Annotated in this window: 19 protein-coding genes; 4 read left to right on the top strand and 15 right to left on the bottom strand. The window is 64.6% G+C overall.

The genetic code is table 11. From position 1 onward, the window contains the following. The first annotated feature begins 104 nt into the window (after positions 1–104). Positions 105–356 carry a GlsB/YeaQ/YmgE family stress response membrane protein gene (locus AC1DSJ_RS07870; protein WP_175168402.1) on the top strand — a complete coding sequence of 84 codons (252 nt, stop codon included), beginning with the start codon at positions 105–107 and terminating at the stop codon, positions 354–356. Between the two features lie 89 nt (positions 357–445). On the opposite strand, the gene adeC is transcribed toward AC1DSJ_RS07870, so the two are convergent. Genes adeC through AC1DSJ_RS07855 form a run of 3 tightly spaced genes read right to left on the bottom strand, consistent with a single transcriptional unit; the run spans position 446 to position 6,440 of the window. Beyond that, complete coding sequence (adeC, locus tag AC1DSJ_RS07865; RefSeq protein WP_441371244.1) at positions 446–2,053, bottom strand: AdeC/AdeK/OprM family multidrug efflux complex outer membrane factor; 1,608 nt, start codon at positions 2,051–2,053, stop codon at positions 446–448. Beyond that, positions 2,053–5,232 (bottom strand): efflux RND transporter permease subunit, encoded by a 3,180-nt coding sequence (locus AC1DSJ_RS07860; RefSeq protein WP_054426020.1) that lies wholly within the window; start codon positions 5,230–5,232, stop codon positions 2,053–2,055. Before AC1DSJ_RS07860 ends, adeC begins: the two co-directional genes overlap by 1 nt. 14 nt (positions 5,233–5,246) lie before the next feature. Continuing rightward, the gene (locus AC1DSJ_RS07855) at positions 5,247–6,440 is read right to left on the bottom strand and encodes an efflux RND transporter periplasmic adaptor subunit (RefSeq protein WP_156336856.1); all 1,194 of its coding nucleotides are present in this window, start codon (positions 6,438–6,440) and stop codon (positions 5,247–5,249) included. A gap of 278 nt (positions 6,441–6,718) precedes the next feature. Here AC1DSJ_RS07855 and AC1DSJ_RS07850 point away from each other — a divergent pair, with 278 nt between their 5' ends. Further along, entirely contained in the window at positions 6,719–7,624 is a 906-nt protein-coding gene (locus tag AC1DSJ_RS07850) for a LysR family transcriptional regulator (RefSeq protein ID WP_054426024.1), read from the top strand. Between the two features lie 68 nt (positions 7,625–7,692). On the opposite strand, the gene AC1DSJ_RS07845 is transcribed toward AC1DSJ_RS07850, so the two are convergent. Next, a complete protein-coding gene (locus AC1DSJ_RS07845) occupies positions 7,693–8,424 on the bottom strand; it encodes a pseudouridine synthase (protein ID WP_054426027.1) in 732 nt (243 codons plus the stop codon). A 140-nt stretch (positions 8,425–8,564) separates the two neighbouring features. On the opposite strand from AC1DSJ_RS07845, the gene AC1DSJ_RS07840 reads away from it, so the two are divergent. After that, positions 8,565–9,185, top strand: coding sequence for a chorismate--pyruvate lyase family protein (locus AC1DSJ_RS07840; protein WP_441371243.1), 621 nt, complete (start codon positions 8,565–8,567; stop codon positions 9,183–9,185). 88 nt (positions 9,186–9,273) lie between these two features. On the opposite strand, the gene AC1DSJ_RS07835 is transcribed toward AC1DSJ_RS07840, so the two are convergent. Then, positions 9,274–10,992, bottom strand: a complete 1,719-nt coding sequence (locus tag AC1DSJ_RS07835) for a SulP family inorganic anion transporter (RefSeq protein WP_254600380.1) — start codon at positions 10,990–10,992, stop codon at positions 9,274–9,276. Between the two features lie 27 nt (positions 10,993–11,019). Next, the gene (aspT, locus tag AC1DSJ_RS07830; protein ID WP_441371242.1) at positions 11,020–12,711 is read right to left on the bottom strand and encodes an aspartate-alanine antiporter; all 1,692 of its coding nucleotides are present in this window, start codon (positions 12,709–12,711) and stop codon (positions 11,020–11,022) included. A 341-nt stretch (positions 12,712–13,052) separates the two neighbouring features. On the opposite strand from aspT, the gene AC1DSJ_RS07825 reads away from it, so the two are divergent. Then, a complete protein-coding gene (locus AC1DSJ_RS07825; protein WP_441371241.1) occupies positions 13,053–14,780 on the top strand; it encodes a SulP family inorganic anion transporter in 1,728 nt (575 codons plus the stop codon). Here AC1DSJ_RS07825 and AC1DSJ_RS07820 read toward each other — a convergent pair. From AC1DSJ_RS07820 to AC1DSJ_RS07780, 9 genes are all read right to left on the bottom strand, one after another. Continuing rightward, positions 14,773–15,057: a hypothetical protein gene (locus AC1DSJ_RS07820; RefSeq protein WP_175168397.1), complete on the bottom strand. Its 285-nt coding sequence runs from the start codon at positions 15,055–15,057 to the stop codon at positions 14,773–14,775. The two genes, AC1DSJ_RS07825 and AC1DSJ_RS07820, sit on opposite strands and share 8 nt — an antisense overlap. Positions 15,058–15,228: 171 nt before the next feature. After that, on the bottom strand, positions 15,229–16,962 hold the full coding sequence (locus AC1DSJ_RS07815) for a mechanosensitive ion channel family protein (protein ID WP_254600379.1): 1,734 nt from the start codon (positions 16,960–16,962) through the stop codon (positions 15,229–15,231). Between the two features lie 190 nt (positions 16,963–17,152). Next, positions 17,153–18,013, bottom strand: coding sequence for an isocitrate lyase/PEP mutase family protein (locus AC1DSJ_RS07810; protein ID WP_441371240.1), 861 nt, complete (start codon positions 18,011–18,013; stop codon positions 17,153–17,155). After that, positions 18,010–19,542, bottom strand: a complete 1,533-nt coding sequence (locus tag AC1DSJ_RS07805; RefSeq protein WP_441371239.1) for an FAD-dependent oxidoreductase — start codon at positions 19,540–19,542, stop codon at positions 18,010–18,012. Before AC1DSJ_RS07805 ends, AC1DSJ_RS07810 begins: the two co-directional genes overlap by 4 nt. Beyond that, positions 19,539–20,147 (bottom strand): cysteine hydrolase family protein, encoded by a 609-nt coding sequence (locus AC1DSJ_RS07800; RefSeq protein ID WP_441371238.1) that lies wholly within the window; start codon positions 20,145–20,147, stop codon positions 19,539–19,541. The genes AC1DSJ_RS07805 and AC1DSJ_RS07800 overlap by 4 nt, the downstream gene beginning before the upstream one ends. A 9-nt stretch (positions 20,148–20,156) precedes the next feature. After that, positions 20,157–22,220, bottom strand: a complete 2,064-nt coding sequence (locus tag AC1DSJ_RS07795; protein ID WP_441371237.1) for a hydantoinase/oxoprolinase family protein — start codon at positions 22,218–22,220, stop codon at positions 20,157–20,159. After that, positions 22,217–23,896, bottom strand: coding sequence for a hydantoinase B/oxoprolinase family protein (locus tag AC1DSJ_RS07790; protein ID WP_441371236.1), 1,680 nt, complete (start codon positions 23,894–23,896; stop codon positions 22,217–22,219). The genes AC1DSJ_RS07795 and AC1DSJ_RS07790 overlap by 4 nt, the downstream gene beginning before the upstream one ends. A gap of 10 nt (positions 23,897–23,906) precedes the next feature. Next, positions 23,907–24,410 carry a LeuD/DmdB family oxidoreductase small subunit gene (locus AC1DSJ_RS07785; protein ID WP_441371235.1) on the bottom strand — a complete coding sequence of 168 codons (504 nt, stop codon included), beginning with the start codon at positions 24,408–24,410 and terminating at the stop codon, positions 23,907–23,909. Further along, positions 24,407–25,705, bottom strand: a complete 1,299-nt coding sequence (locus AC1DSJ_RS07780) for a 3-isopropylmalate dehydratase large subunit (protein WP_441371234.1) — start codon at positions 25,703–25,705, stop codon at positions 24,407–24,409. The genes AC1DSJ_RS07785 and AC1DSJ_RS07780 overlap by 4 nt, the downstream gene beginning before the upstream one ends.

Here is a 25,705-nt window from a genome sequence, read left to right as displayed (position 1 = left end):
CGTTCAGAACGAACCCCCGCACACCAGTTGTTACAGCCGAACGATTCCGAGCATGAGTATCATCACTGCACATCGTCCCTTTTTCCCTGGTAAGGAGTAAGCGCATGAGCATTGTCATCATGATCATCGTCGGATTCATCGTGGGCCTGATCGCCCGCGCCATCATGCCCGGAGACCAGAACATGGGGATCATCATGACCACCATTCTGGGTATCGTCGGCGCGGTGGTCGCTGGCTTTCTGGGTCAGTCGATGGGCTGGTACGCCCAGGGCGAACCGGCCGGCTGGATCGCGTCGGTGGTGGGCGCCATCATCGTCCTGTTCGTGGTGGGCCTGATCGCCAAGAAACGCACCTGACGATTCCTGCCGGGTAAGCAATAAAAAACGGGCCGATCTTTCGATCGGCCCGTTTTGCATTCCGGCGCGCGGGGTGCGGCGGATATCGCTTAAGACCCGGAACCCGTCACCGCCGGCGCCGTCTGGCTTGCCGCCTGCGCTGCGGGTTGAACTGCCGGTTGAACTCCGGGTTGAACTGCCGATTGAACTCCGGGTTGCGCTGCCGGTTGAACTCCGGGTTGCGCTGGGGATTGCCCCGCTGACTGCTGCGCCATCACCGTGCGCTCGGTCCAGCCGCCGCCCAGCACCTTGTACAAGGTCACCAGATTCGACAAGCGGGCCAGGCGCGTGTCCACCAGCGCCTGCTGCGCGCTGTACAGCGAACGCTGGGAATCCAGCACGCTCAGGTAGTCATCGATACCCTGACGGAAGCGCTGATCCGACGCGTCGTAGGCGCGCTGGTTGGCGTTGACCAACAGGCGCTGCGCCTGAATCTGGTCGTCCAGCGTACCGCGTCCAGCCAGCGCGTCCGCCACTTCGCGGAACCCCGTCTGGATGGACTTCTCGTACTGCGCGACCTGGATGTTCTTCTGCACCTTGGCCAAATCCAGACCCGCCAGCAGCGAGCCGCCCGCGAAAATCGGCACGGTGATCTGGGGCACGAAGCTCCAGGCGCCGGAACCGCCGTCGAACAGGCCGCCCAGACTGGCGCTGGCGGTACCCGCCTGGCCGGTCAGGCTGATGGTGGGGAAGAACGCCGCGCGCGCCGCGCCGATGTTGGCGTTGGCGCCCTTCAACTGATGCTCGGCCGCACGGATGTCCGGACGGCGCGCCAGCAGGTCAGACGGCAGGCCGGCGGGCAAGGTCGTCGGCAGCATGCCGTCGTCCAGCTTCATGGCCTGATCCAGCGCGGCGGTGATCTCGGGCGACATGGGCTGGCCCACCAGCAGCGTCAACGCATTGCGGTCCTGCGCAGCCTGGCGCGTGTATTGCGACAGGTTGCGCTGGGCCGTGCGCAGCGACACTTCCGCCTGGCTCAAGTCCAGCGCGGTGGCCAGGCCCTGGTCGTAGCTTTGCTTCGTCAGCTGGAAGGAATCTTCCTGGCTCTTTAACGTATCGCGCGTCAGGCTCAGCAGTTCCTGGTCGGCGCGCAACGTCAGATAAGCGTTAGCCACTTCGGCAATCAGCGTCAGTTGCGTGGCCGTGCGGGTTTCGTCCAGCGCCAGATAGGATTCCAGCGCCTTGTCGCTCAGGCTGCGGATACGGCCGAACAGGTCCAGTTCCCAGGCGGACATGGCGGCGCCCACCTGGTAGCTGTGGCTGGTCGTGGCGCGGCCGCTGGCGGACAAGTCCGCCGGCGTGCGCTGGGCCGATTCCTGGCCGGCGATGCCCACGCTGGGCATCAGGTCGGCGCGCTGAATGCGGTACTGCGCACGCGCCGCTTCCACGTTCAGTGCCGCTACACGCAAGTCGCGGTTGTTCGCCAGCGACAGTTCAATCAGCTGCTGCAAGAGCGGATCGCTGAAGAAGTCGCGCCAGCCGATATCGGCGGTGGACATCCCCAACGCCGCCTGCGAACCGTCCGCCTTGTAGGCCGGGCCGGTGGGGTACGCGGCGTCGACCGGCGCGTCGGGCCGTTCGTAGGTCGGGGCCAGCGAGCAGCCCGCCAGGGCCGCCGCCAGAGAAACAGACAACAAGGTTCTCATCGGAAATTTCATTACGGTCGTCCTTCCGCGGACACGTCCTGCGAGCCATTGGCGCTGGTGTCGTGCTTGTCGAGGTTCTCGCTCATGCGCTTCACCTTGAACATGCGCAGCATGATCACAAAGAACGCGGGGACAAAGAAAATAGCCAGGAAGGTGCCGGTCAACATGCCGCCGATCACGCCGGTGCCGATGGCGTTCTGGCTGCCCGACCCCGCACCCGACGAGATCGCCAGCGGCGTCACGCCCAGGATGAACGCCAGGGACGTCATCAGAATCGGCCGCAGGCGCTGGCGGGCGGCGTGAATGGCCGATTCCGTCAGGCTCGCGCCGGATTCAAAGTGCTCTTTGGCGAACTCCACAATCAGGATGGCGTTTTTGGCCGCCAGCCCCACTGTGGTGAGCAGCCCCACCTGGAAGTACACGTCGTTGGACAAGCCGCGCGCCAACGTCGCCAGCAGCACGCCGATAATCCCCAGCGGCACCACCAGCATGACCGCCGTCGGAATCGACCAGCTTTCATACAACGCGGCCAGGCACAGGAACACCACGATCAGCGAAATGGCGTAGAGGGCCGGCGCCTGCGAACCCGACAGGCGTTCTTCGAACGACAAGCCCGTCCATTCAAAGCCCACGCCCACCGGCAGCTTGGCCGCCAGCTTTTCCATTTCTTCCATCGCCGCGCCCGAGCTATAACCCGGCGCCGCCTGGCCCTGGATGTTGTAGGACGGCACGCCGTTATAGCGGTTCAGCTTTTGCGGGCCGAAGCTCCACGTCGCTTTCGAGAACGCCGAGAACGGCACCATGTCGCCCGCGCTGTTGCGCACATACCATTTGTTCAGGTCTTCCGGCAGCATGCGTGACGAGGCCTCGCCCTGCGCAAACACCTTCTTCACGCGGCCACGGTCGATGAAGTCGTTGACGTACGACGAGCCCCACGCGGTGGCCAGCGTGCTGTTGATGTCCGACACGGCCACACCAAGCGCACGCGCTTTTTCGCGGTCGATATCCAGCTGGTACTGCGGCGCATCTTCAATGCCGTTGGGGCGCACGCCCACCAGCACCGGGCTCTTCGCCGCTTCGCCCAGCAGCTGATTGCGCGCTGCAAGCAGCTTTTCATGGCCCACGCCTGCGCGGTCCATCAGTTGGAAGTCAAAGCCGGTGACGTTACCCAGTTCCATCACGGACGGCGGCGGCACCACGAACAGTTGCGCACGGCGCTCGGTCTTGCCGAAGTGCGCGTTGGCGCGTGCCGCCACGGCGCCGGCCTTCAGCTTGGCGTCGCCCCGCTCTTCCCAGTCTCGCAGCTTGATGAACAGGATGGACGCGTTCTGGCCGCGGCCGCCGAAGTTAAAACCGTTGACGGCGAACACCGAGGTCACGGCGTCCTTCTCTTCGGTCAGCAGATACTTGGTGGCGTCATCGATAACGGCCTTGGTCGCTTCCGCCGTGGCGCCCGCAGGCGTCTGAATCTGGGCGAACAAAATGCCCTGGTCTTCCGCCGGCAGGAACGCCGTGGGAATGCGCGTGAAGAGCCAACCCATTGCAATGACCAGCGCCAGGTACACCACCATCAGACGCTTGGTGCGGTTAAGCCCGCGCGCCACGCTGTTGGCGTAGCCGTTGCTGCTGCGTTCGAAGGTGCGGTTGAACCAGCCGAAGAAACCCCGCTTCGTGCCGTGATGGCCCTTCGGAATGGGCTTGAGCAACGTCGCGCACAAGGCCGGCGTGAAGACGATGGCCACCAGCACCGACAGCACCATCGACGACACGATCGTGATCGAGAACTGGCGATAGATCACGCCCGTTGAACCGCCAAAGAACGCCATCGGGATAAACACGGCGGCCAGCACCATGGCGATACCGATCAGCGCGCCGGTGATCTGGCTCATGGACTTGCGGGTTGCCTGCTTGGGTGTCAGCCCTTCTTCGGCCATCACCCGCTCAACGTTTTCCACCACCACGATGGCATCGTCCACCAAGAGGCCAATGGCCAGCACCATACCGAACATGGTCAAGGTATTGATGGAATAACCGAAGGCGGCCAGCACGCCGAACGTGCCCAGCAGCACCACCGGCACGGCCAGCGTGGGGATGATGGTGGCGCGGAAGTTCTGCAGGAACAAGTACATCACCAGGAACACCAGGATGATGGCCTCGACCAGCGTCTTGAACACTTCGTGAATCGACAGGCTGACAAACGGCGTCGTGTCATACGGATACACGACGTCCATGCCCGGCGGGAAGTACGGCTTCAAGTTGTTGATGGTGTCGCGCACGGCCTGCGCCGTGTCCAGGGCGTTTGCGCCCGGCGCCAGCTTGATGGCCAGGCCCGAGGCGGGCTTGCCGTTGTAGAAGCTGTCGATGGCGTAGGTCTGGCCGCCCAGTTCAATGCGCGAGACATCGGCCAGGCGCACTTGCGAACCATCGGTGTTGACCTTGAGCAGGATGCGGCCGAAATCTTCCGGCTTCTCCAGGCGCGACGGCCCGATGATGGTGGCGTTCAGCTGCTGCCCACGCACGGACGGCAGGCCGCCCAGCTGGCCGGACGACACCTGCACGTTCTGTTCCTTGATGGCCGCCACCACGTCAACCGTGGTCAGCCCGTAGTTCACGAGTTTGGCGGGGTCCAGCCAGATGCGCATCGCGTACTGCGAGCCGAACAGCTGGAAGTCGCCCACGCCCTGCGTACGGCTGATGGGGTCCTGGACGTACGACGCGACGTAGTCGGCCAAGTCGTCCTTGGTCATCGTGCCGTCGGTGGACACAAAGCCCGCCACGATCAGGAAGTTCTTCGTGGCCTTGGTGACGCGGATGCCCTGCTGCTGCACTTCCTGCGGCAAGAGCGGCTGCGCCAGCGCCAGCTTGTTCTGCACCTGCACCTGCGCCGTGTCCGGGTTGGTGCCTTGCTTGAACGTCAGCGTGATGGACATGCTGCCGTCGGAGTTGCTTTCCGACGAGATGTACTGCAAGCCGTCCAGACCGTTCATCTGCTGCTCGATCACCTGCACCACGGTGTCCTGCACGGTCTGCGCGGACGCGCCCGGGTAGGTCACCGCGATGCCGATGGCCGGCGGCGCGATGTTGGGGTACTGGGAGACCGGCAATTGCAGGATGGACAGCGCGCCGGCCATCATCAGCACGATCGCGATCACCCAGGCGAAAACCGGCCTATCGATAAAAAACTTTGCCATGCATGGCTCCCTGATTACTGCTTGGCCGGCGCGGCATTCGCCGCGTTAGCCGCATTCGCCGCTTGCGGCTGCTGCGCATTGGCGCCGGCTTCCGTCGCAACGACTTCCACGCCCGGACGCACCATTTGCAGACCTTCCACGATGACCTTGTCGCCCGCGGCCAGGCCGTCGGTGACCAGCCACTTGTCGCCAATGGCGCGGTCGGTCTTCAGTTCACGCAGTTCCACCTGGTTCTTGGCATTGACGACCAGCGCCGTGGGCAGGCCGCGCTGGTTGCGCGTCACACCGCGTTGCGGCACCAGCAGGCCGTCGGCGGCCACGCCATCAGCCAGGCGGGCGCGCACGAACATGCCGGGCAAGAGACGGCGATCCGGGTTGGGGAACACCGCGCGCAGCGTGATGGAACCCGTGCCCTGGTCTACGGTCACTTCCGAGAACTGGAGCTTGCCGGTCTGCTTGTATTGCGAGCCGTCTTCCAAGGTCAGCGTGACCAGCGCGGCTTGTTCGCCGTCGGCCCGCTTCAACTGGCCGCTGGCCAAGGCGTCCTGCAAACGCAAGAGCTGCACGCTGGACTGGGTCACGTCAACGTAGATCGGGTCAATTTGCTGCACTGCAGCCAAAGCGCCCGTCTGGTTGGCCGTAACCAGCGCGCCTTCGGTCACGGAAGAACGGCCGATGATGCCGTCAATCGGCGACAGCACCTTGGTGTAAACCAGGTTGATACGCGCGGTGTCCAGCGCGGCCTTGGCCGACAGCACGTCGGCGGCGGCCTGGTCGCGTGAGGCCACGGCGTTGTCATAGGTCTGTTGGCTGACGGCGCGGGTGGCAACCAGCGGCTTGTAGCGTTCGGCCAGCAAGGCAGCCGTCTTCTGCTGCGCCTGCGCGCGGGCCAATGCGGCCTTCTGGCTATCGAAGCTGGCTTGGTACAACGCGGGATCGATCTGATAGAGCTGTTCGCCGGCCTTGACCTCGCCGCCTTCGGTAAACAGGCGCTTCTGAACGATGCCGTTCACCTGGGGCCGGACTTCAGCCACGCGGAATGCGGACGTGCGGCCCGGCAATTCAGTGGTGAGCGAAACGGGCTGCGTCGTCAGGGTCACCACCGAAACTTGCGGCTTGCCCGCCTGCGGCGCGTCCTGCTTCTTGCCGCAAGCGGCCAGCGTGAGAGCCGATGCCGTCAGCGTGACAACTGCCGCGCTGCGCCACATAGCGCTTTTCTTATTCATAGATTGCATTCCCGAAAAAAATAGTCGGCCCCCACGCAGCGTCCGCTCTCGCGGATGTGCGGGACCATGTGCATCAACTGGGTGGATTCGCGTTGAACACGCAGGCTGGGCTTTATCGCATTGCTGCATTGCGGAACCCGCATTTTGAGTTATCCCGCCCCAGAAACAAAGGGGCGCAATAAGAAAACATCATTCCATTTATGGGACAATTCCGAGCACCCGGTCTATGACAGAATCTCGCCATGAAACGATTACAAGGCATGGAACTCTTCGTCGAAGTCGCCAAAACGCATAGTTTTAGCCGTGCTGCCGCGACATTGGGCGTCCCGAAATCCACCTTGTCTCGCCAGGTGGCCGAATTGGAACGGTCGGTCGGCCTGCGATTGCTGAGCCGCACCACCCGCAAGGTCGAACTGACCGACGCCGGGCGCTTGTACTTTGAACGCTGCCAGCGCATCGTCGCCGAAGCGCAGATTGCCCATGAAGAATTGCAGAAGCTGGTCGATACGCCAGCCGGGCCGCTGCGGGTGAACATGCCCGCGGATTTCGGCACGGACTTCCTGGCTGAATCGTTCATGGAGTTCTCCCGCCGCTATCCCGACGTCACGTTTTTCCTGGATCTGGCCAATCCGGACCACGCCTCACGCGTGTTCCAGACGTGCGATATCTCGATCGAAATCGGCGACCTGCCCGACTCGACGCAGATTGCAAGGCTGCTGGGCATGCTGCCCGCCCATCTGTATGCCTCGCACGAATACCTGGAGAAGCACGGGGAACCCAAACATCCCAGTGACTTGACCCGCCACGAGTGCATCGAATTCCGCGCAGAAGGCGCCGGCCGCGTCACGCGCTGGCCGCTCAACTGCGGTGACCAGCACATCGAGTTCACGCCGGGCAACCGGTTTTCCGTCAACGGCGTGGCCATGGCGCGGCGCCTGGCCATGCTGGGCGCGGGCATCGCGGTGCTGGTGGGCGGCCAGACGGCCGAACAGCAGTCTGGGCAGTTGCGGCGCGTGCTGCCAGATTGGCAGCTGGGGCCGTTTCCCGTTTATGCGGTCACCGAAACCCGGCTTCTACCCGCCAAGACCCGGATCTTCATCGAATTTCTGATGGAGCGTCTGGGCAGCGGCGGGCAAACGAAGGATACGCCCGCTTTCATGAAATAGCGGGGTCGCGGAAACAGATTGAAAAATCTACTGACCGCCGACATCACTTGTCGACGGGGCCGATCAATTCAAAATCCCTCGTCGTCGCGCAGATAGCGCCACTGCCCCAGGGGAAGATCGCCCAGCGACACGCGGCCAATGCGCACGCGTTTCAAGCCTATGACCTTCAGGCCAACCAGTTCGCACATGCGGCGGATCTGGCGCTTTTTGCCTTCGCGCAGCACAAAGCGCAGCTGGTCGTGATTCTGCCAACGCACCTGCGCGGGTTTCAGCGCCTTGCCGTCCAGCGACAGGCCGTGGTTCAGCAGCGCCAGCCCACGGTCGGACAAGTCGCCCTGCACGCGCACCAGGTATTCCTTGTCGACGCTGGAGTCTTCACCGATCAGATGCTTGGCGATGCGGCCATCTTGCGTCAGCACCAGCAGGCCCTGGGAATCAATATCCAGCCGGCCGGCCACGGCCAGCCCTTCCAGATGCGCGCGCTCGAAGCGTTGCGGATGCCGGCATCCGGCAAAGCGCGAGCGCGAATCAATGAGCGCCACCGCGGGCGTATAGCCTTTTTCCGCCTGGCCCGACACATAGCCCACCGGCTTGTTGATCAGGATGGTGACGCGCGAGGTCTGGCGCGCCTGCGCGGCGCGCTCCAGCGTGATGACCTGATCGGGATACGCCTTGGCGCCCAATTCGGACACCACAACGCCGTCCACGCGGACCCAGCCGCGTTCGATATAGCTGTCGGCCTCGCGGCGCGAGCAGAGTCCGCGCTCGGACATGAGCTTGGAGATTCGTACTTTTTCCATGGGCGGTATTGTATGCGGACGCGGGTGACCTGCATGGGCCGCCCGCATGTGCACGTCAAGCGCCGGCTGAGCGCCGCGCCCCCGCCTGCGGCATTGCGACGCAGGCAGGCCGCCAGCAGGGCTTGGCATAATACGCAGCCATGATGAAACCCGCAGCCCATCACCCCCCTCTTGCCGCAGGCTGGCTGGCCGCCGCGCCGCCCGTCCTGCCCCCTGCCCTGCGCCACTGGCTGTTCCGCCCGGGCGCACTCACCGCCGGCCTGCGCCAGGTTGGCCACGTCCGCCTGCGCGTGCTGGCCGAGTACGCCGACGGCGCGCCCCGCGACGAAGCGCTGGCCATGGGCATCGCCCCCGGCTCGCCGGTATGGATACGCGAAGTGCTGATGTCGGTGAACGGCGTGGACAGCGTGCCCGCCCGCAGCCTGACACCGCTGCGCGCCTCGCACGGCGCCTGGCAAGGCATGCGCCGCCTGCTGACCCGGCCGCTGGCCGACATGCTGTATCACGACAGCACCGTCATCCGCTCACCGTTCGCGTGCCGCCGCCTGGCCTCGCCCGTGCCGTTTTACGCCACCGCGCGCGATGTACTGCCGGCGGATCGCCGCGAACAGGACGCGGGCCGCGTCTGGGCACGAAGGTCCGTCTTCTGGCGCCAAGGCCAGCCGCTGCTGGTGGCGGAGTGCTTCCTGCCCGGGTTCTGGGACTTGATCGCCAATCAGCCGGCGCCGCCGCTGGTGCCGCATCAACGCACGGCGCGGTAAGGGTTACAGACTACGAGCCGCAGACTGAGGGTCGTCGTCTGAAATCGGCAGGCCGAAAATTGGCAAGCCGAAAGTCATAGGCCAAAAGTCATAGACCCAGATAATTGTCCACGGCGCTTTCCACTGTGGGATGAAAGTGGTCGTCGCCCAGAATCTCCGTCAGCTCGAAACGCTTGAGCTTGTCTCGAACCGGGTCTTTCATCTCGGCAAAATGCAGGGCGGCGCCTTCCTTTGCCAGATGTTGGCTCAACTCGCGCAACATGTCCGCCGACGTGACGTCGACGCTTGTGACGGGCTCGGCCGCGACCACGACGCGCCGCACTGGCGTGGGTGACGCCTGCACGGCTTCCAGCAGCCGTTGCTGAAACAGCTCGGCATTCGCAAAGAACAGCGGCGCGTCCCAGCGGAACAGCACCAGCCCATCGATCAACGCGGCATGCGGATACCGCTTCAAGTCGTGGTAGCCGCGCAAGTTCGGCACACGCCCAAGCACCGCAAAATGCGGCCGCCAGCCGTCCCACAGGAATTCGATGACGGCGATGACCACGGCCAAGCCGATGCCGGGTATGGCGCCGAACACCGCCACAGCGGCAAAACACAACATCGACAGCCAGAACTCCCATTGCTGGATGCGGTAGATGCGCCGCAAGTCCTTGAACTCGAACAGGCCAAGGGCGGCGGCGATCACCACGGCGGCCAGCGCGCTGCTGGGCAAATAGCGCAGCAGGTTGGGCGCAAACACCAGCAACAGCGCCACGGCCGCCGCACCGATCACCCCTGTCAGCTGTGTCCGCGCGCCTGCTGCCTCGGCCACGGGCGTGCGCGATGCGCTGCTGCTGATGGGGAAGCCTTGGAAGAAACCCGCCGCCAGGTTGGCCATGCCCAGCCCCACCATTTCCTGGTTCGGGTCGACGCGCGTGTGCGTGCGCGCGGCGTACGTGCGCGACAGCACGCTGGTATCCGCAAACGAAATCATCGCCACGGCGCAGCCGCCGAGCACAATCGTGGCCCAGTCCGCATTGCTGAGCCATGGCCACGTGAATGTCGGCAGCCCCTGCGGAATCTCGCCCAGCACTTTTACCCCCTGGACGTCCAGCCGCAGCAGGCTCACGGCCAATGTCGCCAGGATCACGGCGATCAGAATGCCTGGCACCCGGTCAAAGCGCTTAAGCAGCAAGATCGCGGCCAAGCTGGCCGCCCCCACCGCAAAGGCATACCCGTTGGCCTGTCCATCGGCCACCGCCTGCGCGAGCCGCCACAGTTCTTGCAATGGGCCGGCATCCTCAATCGGAATCGCGAACAACTTCGGCAACTGGCTGACCAGCACCGTCAGCGCAATGCCATTCATGTAGCCATAGCGGATGGGCTTGGACAGCAGCTCGGTAATGAACCCGAGCCGCAGCAGACCCAACACGATGCAGAACAGCCCGGCGATGATCGCCATCAGGCTGGCCGCGGCCACCGCGCGCATGGGGTCGCCGCCCGACACGCTCAGCACCACCGCCAGAATCGGCGCCGCGAGCGCGGAGTCCGGCCCCAGCACCAGAATGCGGCTCGGACCAAAAATTGCATAGGCCAACAACGGCACAATCGTAGCGTACAGCCCATAGACCCCCGGCACGCCCGACGCCTCGGCATAGGCAATGCCCACAGGAACCAGCATCGCCGTCAACGCCAGGCCGGCAGCCAGATCCCTCGGCAGCCACGCCGCTTGATAGGACCGCAACACGGCCAGCCCGGGCAGCCAGCGCAGCCACCGCTGGGCCGGACCCTCATCAGAGGCGGGCGTGGGCATGGTGGCAGGCATGAAGGCGCAGGCCGATAAGCACGATCGTCAAACCAGCAGCCAAACGATCACCGTTCCCCACGTGGTCAGCAGAATATGCCCGAGCGCCACGGTGCCCGAGTAACCAATGACGGCGACCGGGCTATCCGATTTGTCCTGAACCGCGGCCAGGCCGGCCGTCATCGTTTGCGCCCCGGCCAGCGCCCCCAGCAGTAAAAGCGGTTCCAGGCCAAGCAGATATCGTCCCACCAGCAATCCGACGAATTGCGGAACCATTGTCACCACAATGCCCGCCAAGAATATGGTCAGCCCGACTTCGCGCAGGGCATCGACAAAGACCGGGCCTGCCTTCAAACCGATCATGGCCACGAAACCGGCCAAGCCGATTGACTTCATGAACTCAAGCGCGCCATGCGAGATGCGGCCAAACAAAGGCTTCGCCGAATTCCGCCAGCCCACCAACAAGCCGAGGATCAGGGTGCCCACACTGCTTCCAATGGCGATATGCATGCTGCCAATCGGCAGCACAAGCGACGTCCCCACCACCGCGCCGATGAAAATTCCAAAACCCAACGCAACAAAATCCGTGGAATCCATATCCCGCACCACGCTGCCGATACGCGCGGCCACGCGTTCAACGGCAGGCTCAAGCCCAACAATGCTGAGCACGTCACCACGCTGAAGCACCGTGCCGGAACCCACCGGTATTTCTACGCCATCGCGCCGGATTCTGCGCAGAAACACGCCGCGCACTTCCTCGGCTTGCTCCGCAACCTGAGCGACCGTCTTGCCGAACAGCCGCGAGTCAGACAGCACGACATCGAACACCGCGCTTGGAATGTCGCGCAGTTCCCGGTCGGGTTCTTCGACGGCGTTGCCGTCCAACAGCTTGATGATCACGTCGCTTTTGCCAGAGACGGCAAGGATATCCCCCGCGCGCAAGACGGTATCGGGCGAGGCCAACAGGAGGGAGCCGTCGCGCCGGATGCGTTCCACGAACACGCGCTCCGGGGCGTACAACGATTCAACCCAGGCGACGGTTTGGCCCACCGCGGGGTGATCAGACTGAAAGCGATAGGCACGCAAGTCGAACTTGCGCCACGCGGAAGTCACGCCAGCTTTCTGCCGCTGAATTCCATAGACCAACTCAAGCTTGGCGCCTTCGGCCTTCAGATCCAAGCCCAATAACTTTGGCCCCAAACTCGAGCAGAACCAGATGACGCCGAACGTGCCAAAGATGTAGCACAGCGCATCGGCCACGGCGATTTGGCTGATCAGCCGGTCTTTCTCCTCGACGCTGATGGGAAGATTCCGGATCGCTTCGCTGCCTGTGCCAATCGCTGGCGATTCCGTCAGCCCGCCTGATAGCAGGCCAACGGCATACCCGACCTCGAGCTTTAGCAAGACCGCCAGCCCCCATGCCGTGAGCAAGCCCGCAACCGGCACCACAATGCCAATCACCACCCACCGCCATCCGCCGTCCTTCATGCCGCGAAAAAAGCTTGGCCCCACGGAGTAGCCAATGCCGAACATGAACATCAGGAACAGCACCTGCTTGGCGGTGTCGGACACCGGCACACGGACGAAGTAGCCAATCAGCAGCCCCGCGAGCAAGGACCCGGTCACCGGCCCGAAGCCCACACCGCGAACCTTGAATCCACCGACCCAATAGCCCAGTCCGATTGCAAGGAAGACGGCTAGCTCGGGATAGCGCTGCAGCATGTTGCTTAGGAAGTCCATGGCGTTCGGCCCTCGAAAGTCGACGTTCTGGATCGTGGATGCGGCGCGCACCTGGGTGCTGGCGTCCTCCGGCTGCGCGCGCGGATATGTGATGCATTGTTGCTACCGATCAAGCGCAAAGTCCATGCTAATTTCGGCAAAATACCGTCAGTCCCCGCAAACGAAGAACGCGATGAATCGTCATCACGCCAAGCCGAATGCGACAGCGAGCTTGAACGCGCCGGTTCGATTCTTACGCCTTTTCGCCGGGATCATCATGGACGTCACGCGTTGCCCGGGATCACAATCAAATTCAGCTGCCAGCATCGGCAGCATCAGGTGGTGGCTCCCGGAGGCCCGCCATGAAAATCGAAGCGCCGGGAAAATCTAGACGCCGGCCGCACCTTGCCCTGCCTGAATGGTTACGCCATTACGACAAGCAGTGGATGGTGAAGGACGTCACGGCGGGGCTGACGGCGGCAGCCGTGGTCATTCCCAAGTCCCTTGCCTATGCCACCGTTGCAGGCTTACCGGTGCAGGTGGGGCTCTATACCGCGTTCGTGCCGATGATCGTGTATGCCTTCCTTGGCACGTCCCGGCCGCTCAGTGTCAGCACCACCACCACGCTGGCCATTCTTACCGCAACCGCGCTGGATCGCGCCGTGCCTGGCGGAGAGCCCGCTCAACTTCTGATTGCGACCGCGACGCTTGCGCTGCTGGTGGGCATCGTGCTGATCGCGGCGTCGCTCTTTCGGTTGGGATACCTGGCCAACTTTATTTCCGAGCCCGTATTGACCGGATTCAAGGCGGGCATTGCGATTGTGATCGTGGTTGATCAGGTGCCCAAGCTGCTCGGCATCCACTTCCCGAAGGGCTCGTTTCTATCGAACGCCCTGTCCATTCTGCAAGGGCTTCCGCACCTCTCAATCGCCACAGCCGTCGTCGGCGCCATCACGTTGGTCCTGCTCCTTGTGCTTGAACGCGGCATGCCGCGCGTCCCTGCACCGCTGGTGACCGTCGCCATCGCCATCGCGGCCGCCAGCCTGTTCGGCCTGAGTGATCTTGGCGTGCAGACGGTGGGCGCGGTACCCACGGGCTTACCGTCGTTGACCCTGCCGGACGCTGCGTTGATCGGTCAGCTCTGGCCCATGGCCCTTGGCATTGCGTTGATGAGTTTCACCGAGACGATCGCCGCCGGACGCGCCTTTGCGAAAGTGGGCGAGGCCTTGCCCGACGCCAATCGGGAATTGATCGCCACGGGCTTTTCGAATGTAGGCGGCGCCCTCTTCGGCGCCATGCCTGCGGGCGGCGGCACCAGCCAAACCGCAGTGAATCGGCGCGCCGGCGCCTGCACGCAAGCAGCCGGTTGCGTCACGGCCGCCGTCACGCTGGGAGTCATGCTGCTATTGGCCCCCTTGATTGGCATGATGCCGCACACCACCTTGGCGGCGGTCGTCATCATGTATTCGGTTGGCCTGTTCAATCCGGCTGAGTTCAAAGCGATTGCCAGGGTGCGGCGCACCGAGCTGGTCTGGGCGCTGGTTGCACTGGCCGGGGTGGTGCTGCTTGGCACGCTGCAAGGCATTCTGGTGGCCATCATCGTGTCGCTGGCCGCCCTGGCCCATCAAGTGTCCAACCCTCCCCTGCACCGGCTGCTGCGCAAGCCGCACACGAACCTGTACCGGCCTGCGTCCCCCGATCACCCCGACGATGAGGCGCTTGCAGGCCTTCTGCTGCTTCGGCCCGAGGGACGCATATTCTTTGCGAATGCAGACAACATCGGCCGGAAGATCACGCAGTGGATCGCCACGACGCGGCCCAATGTCGTCGTGCTGGATATGGGCAGTGTGTTCGACATCGAATACACCGCGCTGAAGAGAATGAGCGAGGCGGAGAGCCGGCTGAGCCGCGACGGCGTCTCGCTGTGGCTGGCGAACCTGACCCCCGGCGTGCTTGCAACGGTCAGGCGGTCACCGCTGGGCGAAACGCTAGGCGCAGAGCGTCTGTTCCAGACGCTTGAAGGGGCGGTTCACAAGTACCAGGACACCTTTCTGCAACGCCCTTCGCCGACAACCGGCATCACTAGCTGAGCTTTCGCATTCGCGTTTTGGAGGCAACGGGGCGGTCCTCATCAAGCGGGGCAAGGATGGGAAAACAGAATACGCCGCGCTGCCGCAACTCAATAATTGACGACGCCGACGCAGACAGCGCGTTGCGGGGAATATTGAGGTGCGTGCGCTGGTCCAGGTTCATCCCGGTGACCGTGTAGGTGACCAGACGTCGACCACGGCCAGGATGCGCCTGCCCATTAAGGCTATTAATCAGCTTGACGTACTCATTAGGCGGGATCGCTCTCATTTCGATCATGGTGTCTCGCTCCCAGACATCGCGTGCCTACTTCTGACGGCTTAACTGAATTTTATCGACCCCGCACGAACGTGTGCGCGGCGAATACAGCCTGACTGGTCAAATTATTGACAAGGATCAACCACCGCGAGCGGCCACCGCAGAACACGCCTGATGGTGACGGTTCATCGTTTAGCGTTCGGTGCTCTTATCCGGCGCCGCCGGCGCCGAATACCACTGTTCCGGCGCCACCACCTTCGGCACGTCGGGATCTCCTTCGTAGGCGGGGGTCATGATTTGCACGCCGTATTCGTTGAAAACATCCAGGATATGGCGGTGCAGATCTGCATAGATCTTGGCAATTCTCTGCGTATCGCGGACATACACATTCAGTTCATAGGTAACCGCAAAGTCTCCTAATTTGGTCAGCAGGATGAAGGGCTTGGGATCGGTAAGCACGACCGCCGTCCGCTCAGCCGCGGCGCACAACATGGCTTCCACCTGACGCCACGGGGTCTCATAGCCGATGCCGACCGTGGTGTGAAGAATCAGCCCTTGGGTGCTGGCCAGCGAACTGTAGTTGGTGACGTCACTGTTCAGGATCTGGGAATTCGGAATTGTGATTTCCTCGTTCTTGTTCGTCCGAATATGGGTCACCTGAAGGCGAACGGAGACGACTTCGCCGATCACGTCACCCACTTTGACCCGGTCCCCCACCTTGAACACCCGTCGATACGTCATGAGATAGCCGGCGATAAAGTTCGAAATCGCCGTCGATGAGCCCAGCGATATGACCAGGCCAATGAAAATCGAAATGCCCTTGAACGCCGCCGTTTCAGAGCCGGGAATATAGGGGTACGCGACGATGAACGCGAAGGCCAGAATCAGCACCCGGACCAGCTTGTACGTGGGCATGCCCCATTCCGGCTCGAACTGCGCAAACGTCACGCGCTTGTGCTCAACCGCATCGAAGAAATGCCTGACCCGCCGCAGGGCAAACCGTGCCAGGTAGAAGATGAGGACAAGGATAAGAATGTCCGGGATCACTGCCGCCGCGGATTTTCCCAGATTCTCGGCGGTGTCAGTGGCCACGTTCAACAGGCCGTTGGACAGGGACCGGGTCCAGGGAAAGAGCGCAAGCACGTATTGCAGGTACACATACACCGATGCCACCACGGTCACGACACCAATCGCCAGCACCAGGCCGTGCAATGCCTTCCAAATGGTGTCTGAACGCAGAATCTCAAAAGACTGGATATCGACCGCCTTGACACGACTCTTCAACAGCTTGGATACCGCCTTGTCCAGCCACCGGTTAAGCAAGAGCAACACGGCAATGACCAGCGCCAGCAGGACCGTAGCCCCGGCGCAGTAAAGGCCAGCCTTGAGCAACGTGTCGGCTCGGCGCGCCGCCCGGAATTCGTCAATGGCTTGTTTGATTCGCAGCAAGTGCAACGCCGCAAGATTGTCGCGGGTGGTCTGTTCAAGCTGGGCGTCCGCGTCGCTCACAATGATCAACGGGTTCTTGCCCGCCATGATCACCGTCCCGTTCCCAACGGTGTCGGTTCGGAGATCGGCGCTTGCCAACGAGGCATCCGCCGCCGCGTTCTTGATACGCTCGGTGATGGCCTCGGCGCGCTTACCGGCAGGAAAAGAGGACAGCCCCCGGACCTTGAACAGCACTTGCCCGTCGATCTCGACCGGCGCCGTCTCCAACGCCAGTTCAAGCGACGCCGCTTCCGAACGCGCGTCGTCCGCCGCGGCACAAAGCGCGGGCGTCAAGATCAGCAGCAACACAGCAAGGATGGAGACCCGAATTCTTCTAGTCATTTTGCCCCCTCGTGCCGATACCGCCGTCTTCGTCCAGCACAGACAGCGCTTGCCCGGCCAGCACAATAGTTGGCCGAGTGGTCGCAGCGAATCCATGTTAGCGCCGTTGATCGGCGAAATGCATTGCCTGCGACGAATTTCTGAGCATGCCGCGGGCGAAGGCGCGAGCGAAATGCTGGCGCCTTCGACATCAACAAGGCAGCGCGCTTAGGCCATCAGGAATAAGACCGCACTGCGGCTGATGCCAGGGCCGGACACCAAGGGGTGCAGTCGTACCCTTGCCTGTCTACCCTTCGTAACGCCGCCCTTGCTCCAGCAATTCCGGCGTGCCGATCACGGCGTTCAAGCCGTCGAAATCCAGCATCTGATCCTTCCACGGCGCCGTCGTGCCGTGCTGGCGCAGGCTGCCGTAGTAGCCCTGCAAGGTGTGCGCCACGGCGCGTGCCGTGCCACCCGGGAAGATGACGATGCGAAAGCCCAGCGCGGTCAATGCGTCAGCGCTCTGGACTGGCGTCTTGCCGCCTTCGACCATGTTGGCCAATAGCGGCACGCGGGCGGCAAAGCGAGCGCAGGCCGCCTGCATCTGTTCAGGGGTGCGCAAGGCTTCGATGAACAACGCGTCGGCGCCCGCTTCCAGATAAGCTTCGGCCCGGTCCAACGCGGCGTTCAATCCGTCGACGGCCAGCGCATCGGTGCGCGCCAGGATCAACGTGGACGACGACGCCCGCGCATCCACCGCCGCGCGCAGCTTGCCGCACATCTCAGAGGCGGGGATCACCGTCTTGCCGTCCAGATGGCCGCACCGTTTGGGAAACGTCTGGTCTTCCAGCTGGATCATCGCGGCCCCTGCGCGTTCGAAACCGCGCACGGTGCGTTGCGTGTTCAACGCGTTGCCGAAGCCCGTATCGGCATCCACGATGACCGGCGTGGCCACGCGTTCGGTGATTCGGGCCAGCGTGTCTTCAATTTCCGAATAGGTGGTCAGCCCGATGTCCGAGCGGCCCAGCCGGGTGTAGGCGATTGACGCGCCCGACAAATACAAAGCGGAAAAGCCTGCCTGCTCGGCGATCAATGCCGACAAGGGGTCGTAGACGCCGGGCGCCAACACGGCGCCTGTGGCCAAGTGCGCGTTCAAAGGTTGCATCATGAAGATTCCTGTACAAGCGTGCGGTGAAGCAGCGCGGCCGCGGTGGCGGCGGCAATATGGCCGCCCGCCACTGCACTAAGCAGTCCGTTGCCGGACAGATAGCCCGACACGTCGTTGCCCGACACGCCGCGCGCCGCGCCGCCCGCGGCCAGCAGGTTGGGCAGCGGTTGGCCGTCGTGATTCAGCACGCGGCATTGCGCATCGATATCCAGCCCGCCTTGCGTATGGAACAGCGCGCCCGTGACCTTGATGGCGTGATACGGCGCTTGCAGGCTGCGTTCGAAACGGCGGCTGTGTGGGTCAGGGTCAGCGTTCGGCTCACTGCCCGAGCCGCTGCCCGAACCGCTGCCCGACCCATTGCCCGAGTTAATGCCCGAGTCAACGCCCGAGTCACTGCCCAGGTCCGGGTCGGAATCCGTTGCATTCGGACGGACCCCTTCCAAGGTTCGACGCAATGTCTCCATGTCGCATCCGATCAGCGCGGCCAGTTCGGCCAGGCCGGCGCACGTCTTGACGGCGTGGCCCGCTTCAGCCGCAACGAAATCCGGAAAACCGCGCGCCAACGCCAGCGTGCGGTCGTCGAACACATTCCAGGCCACGCCGCCCGGCTGCGCCAGCACGTGGACGGCGGCTTCGGAATAGCCGTGCGTCTCGTCATGAAAGCGCTGGCCGCGCGCGTTGATCTGCACGCCGCCGTCCATCATCACGGCCCACGAGATCAGCGCCCCTTGCGGCGTTGCCCAGGAACCATGCCCCTGGTAGCCGCCCAAATCCGCCAGCCGTGCGCCCAACTGCCTGCCCCATGCGATGGCGCTGCCGTCGTTGCCGACATGGCCGCCGTAGACGGCCTCGCGCATGGCGGGCAGATGCTCGGCCACCATGGCCGTGTTGCCGCCAAAGCCGTTGCAGGCCAGCAGCAGCACGTCGCAGCCGATCACATCCATCGAGCCATCGGGCCGTTCGCATCCGACAGCGGTCACGCGGCCGTCGTCATCGACCCAGATGTCGCGGGCGAGTGCTCGCGTCAGCAACATCGCGCCCGCCGTGGTCGCGGCGCGTTCCAGTGCGGCCACCAGCGCCTGGCCTGTGCGTTCCGGCAACGTGTGCATGCGGCGCGCGGCGTGACCGGGGTAGAGAAAGCCGTCCAGCACGTCGAACGCCAAACCATGGCGCGCCAACGCGTCCATGGCCGCGGCGGCTGCGCCGGTGTAGGCGGCCACCAGATGCGGCGCGGCCGTGCCGTGCGCCTTGGCCTGGATGTCGGCCGCAAAGCGCGCGGCGTCGTCATCGATGCCGGCCGCGCGCTGCACGGCGGAACCCGCCGCCGGAATGAAGCCCGAAGACAGCGCCGTCGACCCGCTGGGCGTGGCGTCGCGCTCGATCAATACCGTTTCAATGCCAGCTTCCGCCAGCCGCAACGCGGCGGTCAGCCCGCAAGCGCCCGCGCCGATGATGAGCACGGGCACATGCATGGCGTCCGCGTGGGACGCGGCATCTGGCTTGCCCTGTTTGACGACGGGTGCGCTCATCCTGCTAGCCGGTCCATAAAGCCCTGGCAGGTGGTGATGTCGGCCACCGTGCGCAAGTCAGCCAGCGCGGCATCGTGCATGGCAGGCGTGGGCGCGGCGCAGCCGTCGGCCAGCACCGTCACGTGATAGTCGCGCATGTGAGCATCGCGCGCCGTGCTGGCCACACCACCGTTGGTGACGATGCCGGCGATGACCACGCTGGACACACCCGCGCGGCGCAGCACCCAGTCCAACTGCGTATTGAAGAACGCCGAATACGCCACCTTCCAGACCGACACGTCCACCAGCCCGTCCAGCTCGGCCACGTTGGCCTGACCGCGCGACCCGGCGGCGAAATCGCCTTTCGCGAGGAACGGGCGTAACTGCTTCAGATGCGGCGAGATCATGGGTTCGCCATGCGCATCAGGCCACAAGGTGAACAGGCTGGCGGCCACCAAGCCGCCATGCGCCTTGACCGCGCGGGCAACCGGCGCCACGCGGGCCGGCAAGACGCGCGCCTCGCGGCTGACGGCGCCGCCCCGGTCATACGCGCCGCCCGGCGTCAGAAAATCGTTTTGCAGATCGACGATGAGCAATGCCGTCGTGCGAGGGTCCAAGGGATGCATGGTGGTCTCCTAGGCGTCTTGACGGCTGATCAGCAGATTGCCCAGCGCATCGACGCGGCCGGCAAAGCCGGGTTCGATCCAGATGGTGGTGTCCGGCTGCTCAAGAATGGCGGGGCCCGGCACCTCGGCGCCTACCGGCAAGTCCAGGCGCGCATAGCGCACGGCGTCGTGCCAGTGCCCAGCGTGAAAGACGTGTTGCGTACCCAGCGCTGCGGGCATGTCCTGGCAGGTCGGCGCCAGCAGCGACAGGTCAAACTTGGGACGCTGGCCAATGCGGGCATAGCGCAGGTTCAGAATGCGCACGGCAATGCCGCTCAAGGTTCGGCCAAACGCCGCGCGGTAGGCGCGTTCGAAGGCGGCCGCAATGCCCGGGCGTGTCAATGCATCGCGCGTGACCTCCACGCGCACGGTGTGGCTTTGGCCCACGTACAGCATGTCCAGCTCGATGCTTTCACGGATGCCCTCAAAGGCCACGCCTGCCGAGTCCAACCGTTCCTGGCAAGCCGCCGCCAAGCCGTCGATGCGCGCGACAAGATCCTCGGTATCCAGCGCATCCAGCGCCGTGTTCAGCGTCTGCACGCCGTCGTGCCGCATGTCGGCCATGACGCAACCCAGCGCAGACGTCACGCCCGGGTAGCGCGGCACGATGCCGTGGGCTGCGTCGACTTCATTCATCATGGCGCACACGTGCAGCGCGCCGCCGCCGCCGAACGGCATGTAGGCGAACTTGCGCGGATCGTGCCCGCGTTCAATCGACACCACGCGAATGGCGCCCGCCATCTTGGCGTTGGCCACCGTCAGGATGGCCTCGGCCGCGGCGTGTACGTCCAGGCCCAGCGGCTTGGCGACGTGCTCGTCGATGGCGGCGCGCGCCAGCGCCACGTTCATCGTGGCCAGCAGGCCGCCACCCAGCGGGCGGTCTGCCGAAATGCGGCCCAGCAGCACGTTGGCGTCGGTGACGGTGGGGCGGGTGTTGCCCCGGCCATAGCAAGCCGGGCCGGGGTTGCTGCCCGCGGATTCGGGGCCGACCTGCAACAGGCCGCCCGCATCCACGCTGGCGATTGAACCGCCGCCCGCGCCGATGGTTTCGATCTGAATCATCGGCGCGCGCACGACCATGCCAAAGTCGATCACGGTTTGCGCGGACAGCGAGGCTTCGCCGCCCGCCACCAGCGACACATCGAATGACGTGCCGCCCATATCCCCGGTGACGACGTTGGGAAAGCCAGACGCGCGCGCAATCGCCGCGCAGGCGATCACGCCCGCCGCCGGCCCTGACAGTGCGGTGCGCACCGGCACATCGCACGCCGTCTGCCGCGACATCACGCCGCCGTTGCTCTGCACCACCAGCAGTTCGCCCTCGAAGCCGTGCTCGCGCAGGTCGGACTCCAGACGGGTCAGATAGCTGCCCACCACCGGCTGCAACGCGGCGTTCAGCACGGCGGTGGAGCAACGTTCAAATTCGCGGATTTCGGGCAGCACTTCAGTCGCCGCAGTGACATGGCTGTTCGGCCAGATCGCGCGCACCCGGGCCACGGCCTGCGCTTCGTTGACCGGGTTCGCATACGCATTCACGAAGAACACGCACACCGCTTCGCAGCCCTGCTCCAGCAACGACCGCGCCGCCGCCTCGACCTGGTCCAGGTCCACCGGCGTATGCACCGTGCCGTCGGCCAGCACGCGCTCGCTGACTTCCAGGCGCAGGTCACGCGAAACCACCGGCTCGTAGTTGCCGCGCAGGCCCCAGGTTTGAGGACGATCGCGGCGGCGCATTTCCAGCACGTCGCGAAAGCCCGCCGTGGTGATGATGCCCGTGCGCGCCACTTTGCGCTCCAGCAGCGCGTTGGTGCCAACGGTGGTGCCGTGCACGATGGTGGCGATGGCGCCCGCGCCATCCGCCACACGAGCAATGCCGTTCATGAAGCCGCGCGCTTCTTCGCCGCGCGTGGACGGCACCTTGACGACACGCGCCGTGCCGCCGGCCTCGTCCAGCACGAACAGGTCCGTAAACGTGCCGCCCACGTCCACACCGACGACCAATCCTTGAGTGGGTGTTTGATCTGCCGCGCTCATGCCAACTGCTCCTTCTTGTTGTGGGCGATATCGCCCACATAGCCCATCTTGCGATCATGCTCACGCGCCGCCGTGCTGCGGCCGGCGGGGTCGCCATACCCGCCCCCGCCCGGCGTCTCCAGCCGCACGCGGTCGCCGCGCTGCAACTGGATGCCCAGCATTTTTGAACTCATGGGCGGCGTGCGCCATTGCCCGTCCTGCTGATAGCGGAATACGTTCAGCGCGGCCTGGCCGCCGCCCGCGATGCCCTTGGGCGCGCTGCGCCCGCGCTCACCAAAGATGAACGCCTCGGCGCTGTCTTCCAACAATTCAATTTCGTAGATGGCGCCCAAGCCGCCGCGATGCGCCCCGTCGCCCGCCGAGTCCGGCCGCAACGCCCATTGCGTGAAGCGCACGGGATAGGCGGCCTCAAGGATTTCCAGCGGCGGAATGGTGGCGGTGGAGATCGGCGCGTTGCCGTGGCTCAGGCCATCGCCATCGGAATGGCCGCCGTGGCCGCCGCCAAAGAAACTGAACATCACCCAGCGCTGGCCCTTGCGTGCCGCATCGCTGCGATAGCCGGCAATGGACAGCGCGTTGATCGTGCCGTAAGCCTGCGCCATGGCGCGTTCGGGCGCGGCTTGCGCCATCGCGCAGAAGATCACGTCGATCATGCGCAGAATGGTTTCGGTGTAGCCGCCCACCGGACGCGGCCGGTCGGCCGAGATGACCAGGCCATCGGGCAACACCACGTCCACCGCGTCCAGCACGCCCGCATTGGCCGGCACATCCGGGAACAGGTGCTTCAGCGCCACGTAGCACGCGGCAATGGCGGTGGCGCGCGAAATATTGACGGGGCCCGCGCAGGCGGGCGACGTGCCGGTGAAATCCAGCGTCAGCCGGTCGCCCGCGATCTTCAGCGTGAGCGCGATGCGCAGCGCCACGTCGCGCACGCCGTCGTTGTCCAGCATGTCCTCGAACGCGTATTCGCCGTCGGGCAGCTGCGCGATGTGGTCACGCATCAAGCGGCGCGCGCGCTCGCGCAAGGTGTCCAGGGATTCCAGCACGATGGCGTCGCCGTACTCATCCAGCAGGCCATCCAAGCGGCCGGCGCCCAATTCCAGCGCGGCCAGTTGGCCATTCAGGTCGCCCCACAGGCTGTCGGGCAAGCGGGTGTTGGCCTTCAGGATGGCCAGCACGTCCAGGTCCAGGACGCCCGCGCGCACGATACGCACGGGCGGAATCTGCACGGCTTCCTGCCAGCATTCGGTGGCCGCCGGGTTGTAGTTGCCCGGCACCGCGCCGCCCACATCGTGCCAATGCGCGGCGGACGCCAGAAAGCAGAACAGCTGGCCGCCGCGGAACACCGGACGCACCAGCTTGAAATCATTGGCGTGCGTGCCGCCTTCGTAGGGGTCGTTAAACAGCCAGACGTCTCCTTCCACCATGCCGCCGCGCTCGGCCGCCACCTTGGCGGCGGCCTTCACGGCGAAGGCCATCGCGCCCACAAAGACGGGCAAGCCAGACTTGCCCTGGATCAGGGTGGCGCCCGTGGCCGCGTCGTACATACCGTGGCAGGCGTCGTGGGCCTCGGCAATGATGGGGTTGAACGCGCTGCGGTACAGCGTCGCGTCCATCTCATCGGCAATCTGTTCCAGACGGCCCTTCAGGACCGCCAGGGTGACGGGATCAAGCATGGTGTTCTTCCTAAGAGGTTTGACGCTGTTTCAGCAGATTCAGCAGTCCGCCGGCCCGCACCATGTCCATCAGGAAGGCGGGAACGGTCTCGCAGTGCAATTCAGAATGTGTGCCGCCCTGCTCGCGGCCGACGCGCCCGGCGGTGGCGTCGAACGTGATGCGTTCGCCGTCCGCCAGCGCTTCCGCTTGCGGGCACGTCAGCAGCAGCAAGCCCACGTTGAAGGCGTTGCGAAAGTACAAGCCGTTGAACGACGGCGCGATGACGGCGGCCACGCCCAGGCGCACCAAGGCGGCGGCGGCCTGCTCGCGGGATGAGCCGATGCCGAAGTTGGGTCCGGCCACCAGCACGTCGCCCGGCTGCACCTGCGCCGCAAATTCCGGCCGCACGCGTTGCAGGCAGTGGCGCGCGATTTCGTCGATGCCGAACTTCATAAAGGCGCCCGGGGCGAGCGCGTCGGTGTCGATGTCCGCGCCCACGCGCCAGACGCGGTGCGCACTCGTGTGGTCCGTCATGCCATGAACTCCCGGGGGTCGGCGATGCGCCCGGCCACCGCCGACGCCGCCACGGTGTAGGGCGACGCCAGATAGACCTGCGCCGTCTCGGAGCCCATGCGTCCTTTGAAGTTGCGTGCGGTGGTGGAGATGACCGTAGCGCCGTCTGGAATGGAACCGCCATAGCCGGCGCAAGCCCCGCAAGACGTTGCCAACACGTCCGCGCCCGCGTCGCGCAGCACCTGCATCACGCCTTCCTGATCCGCCAGTTGCTGGTCTTGAAGGCTGGCGGGCGCCACCATCAGGCGCATGCCCGCAGCCAGTTTGCGTCCGCGCAACACGGTGGCAGCGGCGCGCAAGTCGTCGAGCTTGGCGCCCGTGCAGGCGCCGATGTATGCCACTTGCAGCGGCACATCTGGGTATTCATCCACGTCGCGCGCGTTGGCCGGGCTGTGCGGAGCCGCCACTTGCGGCGCCAGCGACGCGGCATCGAAGTCGTGCCATTCGGCGTCCGCGCCCGCATCGCTTTGCCAACGGGCAAGGTCCAGCTCGGCCGTGACGCCGGCCTGGCGCAGATAGGCGGCCGTGGTGTCGTCAGGCGCGATCAGCCCAACCTGCGAACCCAGCTCGGCGCTCATGTTCGACAAGGTCATGCGTTCCTGCATGGACAGCGCGCGCACGGCCTCGCCGCAAAATTCCACGGCCTGATAGCGCCCGCCATTCATGCCGTAGCGGCCGATCATGTGCAGCATCATGTCCTTGGCGGTGACGCCTGCGGCCAGCCGCCCGCTCCACCGCATCAGCAGCGTCTTGGGCACCTTGACCCAGATCTGGCCGGTAACGGCCACGCCCAGCATCTCGGTGCTGCCGATGCCAAACATATAGGCGCCGAACGCGCCGCCTGTGGGCGAATGCGAGTCGCCGCCTACACAGAACATGCCGGGCCGGATATGGCCGTGCTGCGGCACCACCACGTGGCAGATGCCGACGGAGTCATACACATTCGGCAATTGCTGCCCGGCCGCCCAGTCGCGCGCAATGCGGACGATGCGGCGCGATTCGTCGTCGGATTCGGGCACGTAGTGGTCAATGACCAGCACGATCTTTGCCGGGTCCCACAGCGACGCGCCCAATTCTTCCAGCATGGGCTGCAAGCGCCGGGGGCCGCTGGAATCATGGAACATCGCCAGGTCCACGGCACAGGTCACGATTTCGCCTTCATCGACAGCGGGCCGGCCGCAGGCGGCGGCGATCAGCTTTTGCGCCAGGGTTTGAGGCCGGTGGGTTTGAGGCTGATGAACTTCAGAAGCAGACAT

This window comes from Achromobacter sp. 01N37 (assembly GCF_056399725.1).
The sequence above is the reverse complement of the archived record's forward strand: the minus strand, read 5'-3'. Positions and strand labels throughout refer to the sequence as shown.

What these genes read in the sequence shown, in the direction of transcription:
- AC1DSJ_RS07795 (WP_441371237.1), bottom strand. Translation starts at nt 22,220, where the DNA reads ATGAGCGCGGCAGATCAAACACCCACTCAAGGATTGGTCGTCGGTGTG.
- adeC (WP_441371244.1), bottom strand. Translation starts at nt 2,053, where the DNA reads ATGAAATTTCCGATGAGAACCTTGTTGTCTGTTTCTCTGGCGGCGGCC.
- AC1DSJ_RS07790 (WP_441371236.1), bottom strand. Translation starts at nt 23,896, where the DNA reads ATGCTTGATCCCGTCACCCTGGCGGTCCTGAAGGGCCGTCTGGAACAG.
- AC1DSJ_RS07815 (WP_254600379.1), bottom strand. Translation starts at nt 16,962, where the DNA reads ATGGATTCGCTGCGACCACTCGGCCAACTATTGTGCTGGCCGGGCAAG.
- AC1DSJ_RS07780 (WP_441371234.1), bottom strand. Translation starts at nt 25,705, where the DNA reads ATGTCTGCTTCTGAAGTTCATCAGCCTCAAACCCACCGGCCTCAAACC.
- AC1DSJ_RS07835 (WP_254600380.1), bottom strand. Translation starts at nt 10,992, where the DNA reads ATGCCTGCCACCATGCCCACGCCCGCCTCTGATGAGGGTCCGGCCCAG.
- AC1DSJ_RS07800 (WP_441371238.1), bottom strand. Translation starts at nt 20,147, where the DNA reads ATGCATCCCTTGGACCCTCGCACGACGGCATTGCTCATCGTCGATCTG.
- AC1DSJ_RS07785 (WP_441371235.1), bottom strand. Translation starts at nt 24,410, where the DNA reads ATGACGGACCACACGAGTGCGCACCGCGTCTGGCGCGTGGGCGCGGAC.
- AC1DSJ_RS07855 (WP_156336856.1), bottom strand. Translation starts at nt 6,440, where the DNA reads ATGTGGCGCAGCGCGGCAGTTGTCACGCTGACGGCATCGGCTCTCACG.
- AC1DSJ_RS07850 (WP_054426024.1), top strand. Translation starts at nt 6,719, where the DNA reads ATGGAACTCTTCGTCGAAGTCGCCAAAACGCATAGTTTTAGCCGTGCT.
- AC1DSJ_RS07840 (WP_441371243.1), top strand. Translation starts at nt 8,565, where the DNA reads ATGATGAAACCCGCAGCCCATCACCCCCCTCTTGCCGCAGGCTGGCTG.
- AC1DSJ_RS07870 (WP_175168402.1), top strand. Translation starts at nt 105, where the DNA reads ATGAGCATTGTCATCATGATCATCGTCGGATTCATCGTGGGCCTGATC.
- aspT (WP_441371242.1), bottom strand. Translation starts at nt 12,711, where the DNA reads ATGGACTTCCTAAGCAACATGCTGCAGCGCTATCCCGAGCTAGCCGTC.
- AC1DSJ_RS07805 (WP_441371239.1), bottom strand. Translation starts at nt 19,542, where the DNA reads ATGAGCGCACCCGTCGTCAAACAGGGCAAGCCAGATGCCGCGTCCCAC.
- AC1DSJ_RS07820 (WP_175168397.1), bottom strand. Translation starts at nt 15,057, where the DNA reads ATGATCGAAATGAGAGCGATCCCGCCTAATGAGTACGTCAAGCTGATT.
- AC1DSJ_RS07825 (WP_441371241.1), top strand. Translation starts at nt 13,053, where the DNA reads ATGAAAATCGAAGCGCCGGGAAAATCTAGACGCCGGCCGCACCTTGCC.
- AC1DSJ_RS07860 (WP_054426020.1), bottom strand. Translation starts at nt 5,232, where the DNA reads ATGGCAAAGTTTTTTATCGATAGGCCGGTTTTCGCCTGGGTGATCGCG.
- AC1DSJ_RS07810 (WP_441371240.1), bottom strand. Translation starts at nt 18,013, where the DNA reads ATGATGCAACCTTTGAACGCGCACTTGGCCACAGGCGCCGTGTTGGCG.
- AC1DSJ_RS07845 (WP_054426027.1), bottom strand. Translation starts at nt 8,424, where the DNA reads ATGGAAAAAGTACGAATCTCCAAGCTCATGTCCGAGCGCGGACTCTGC.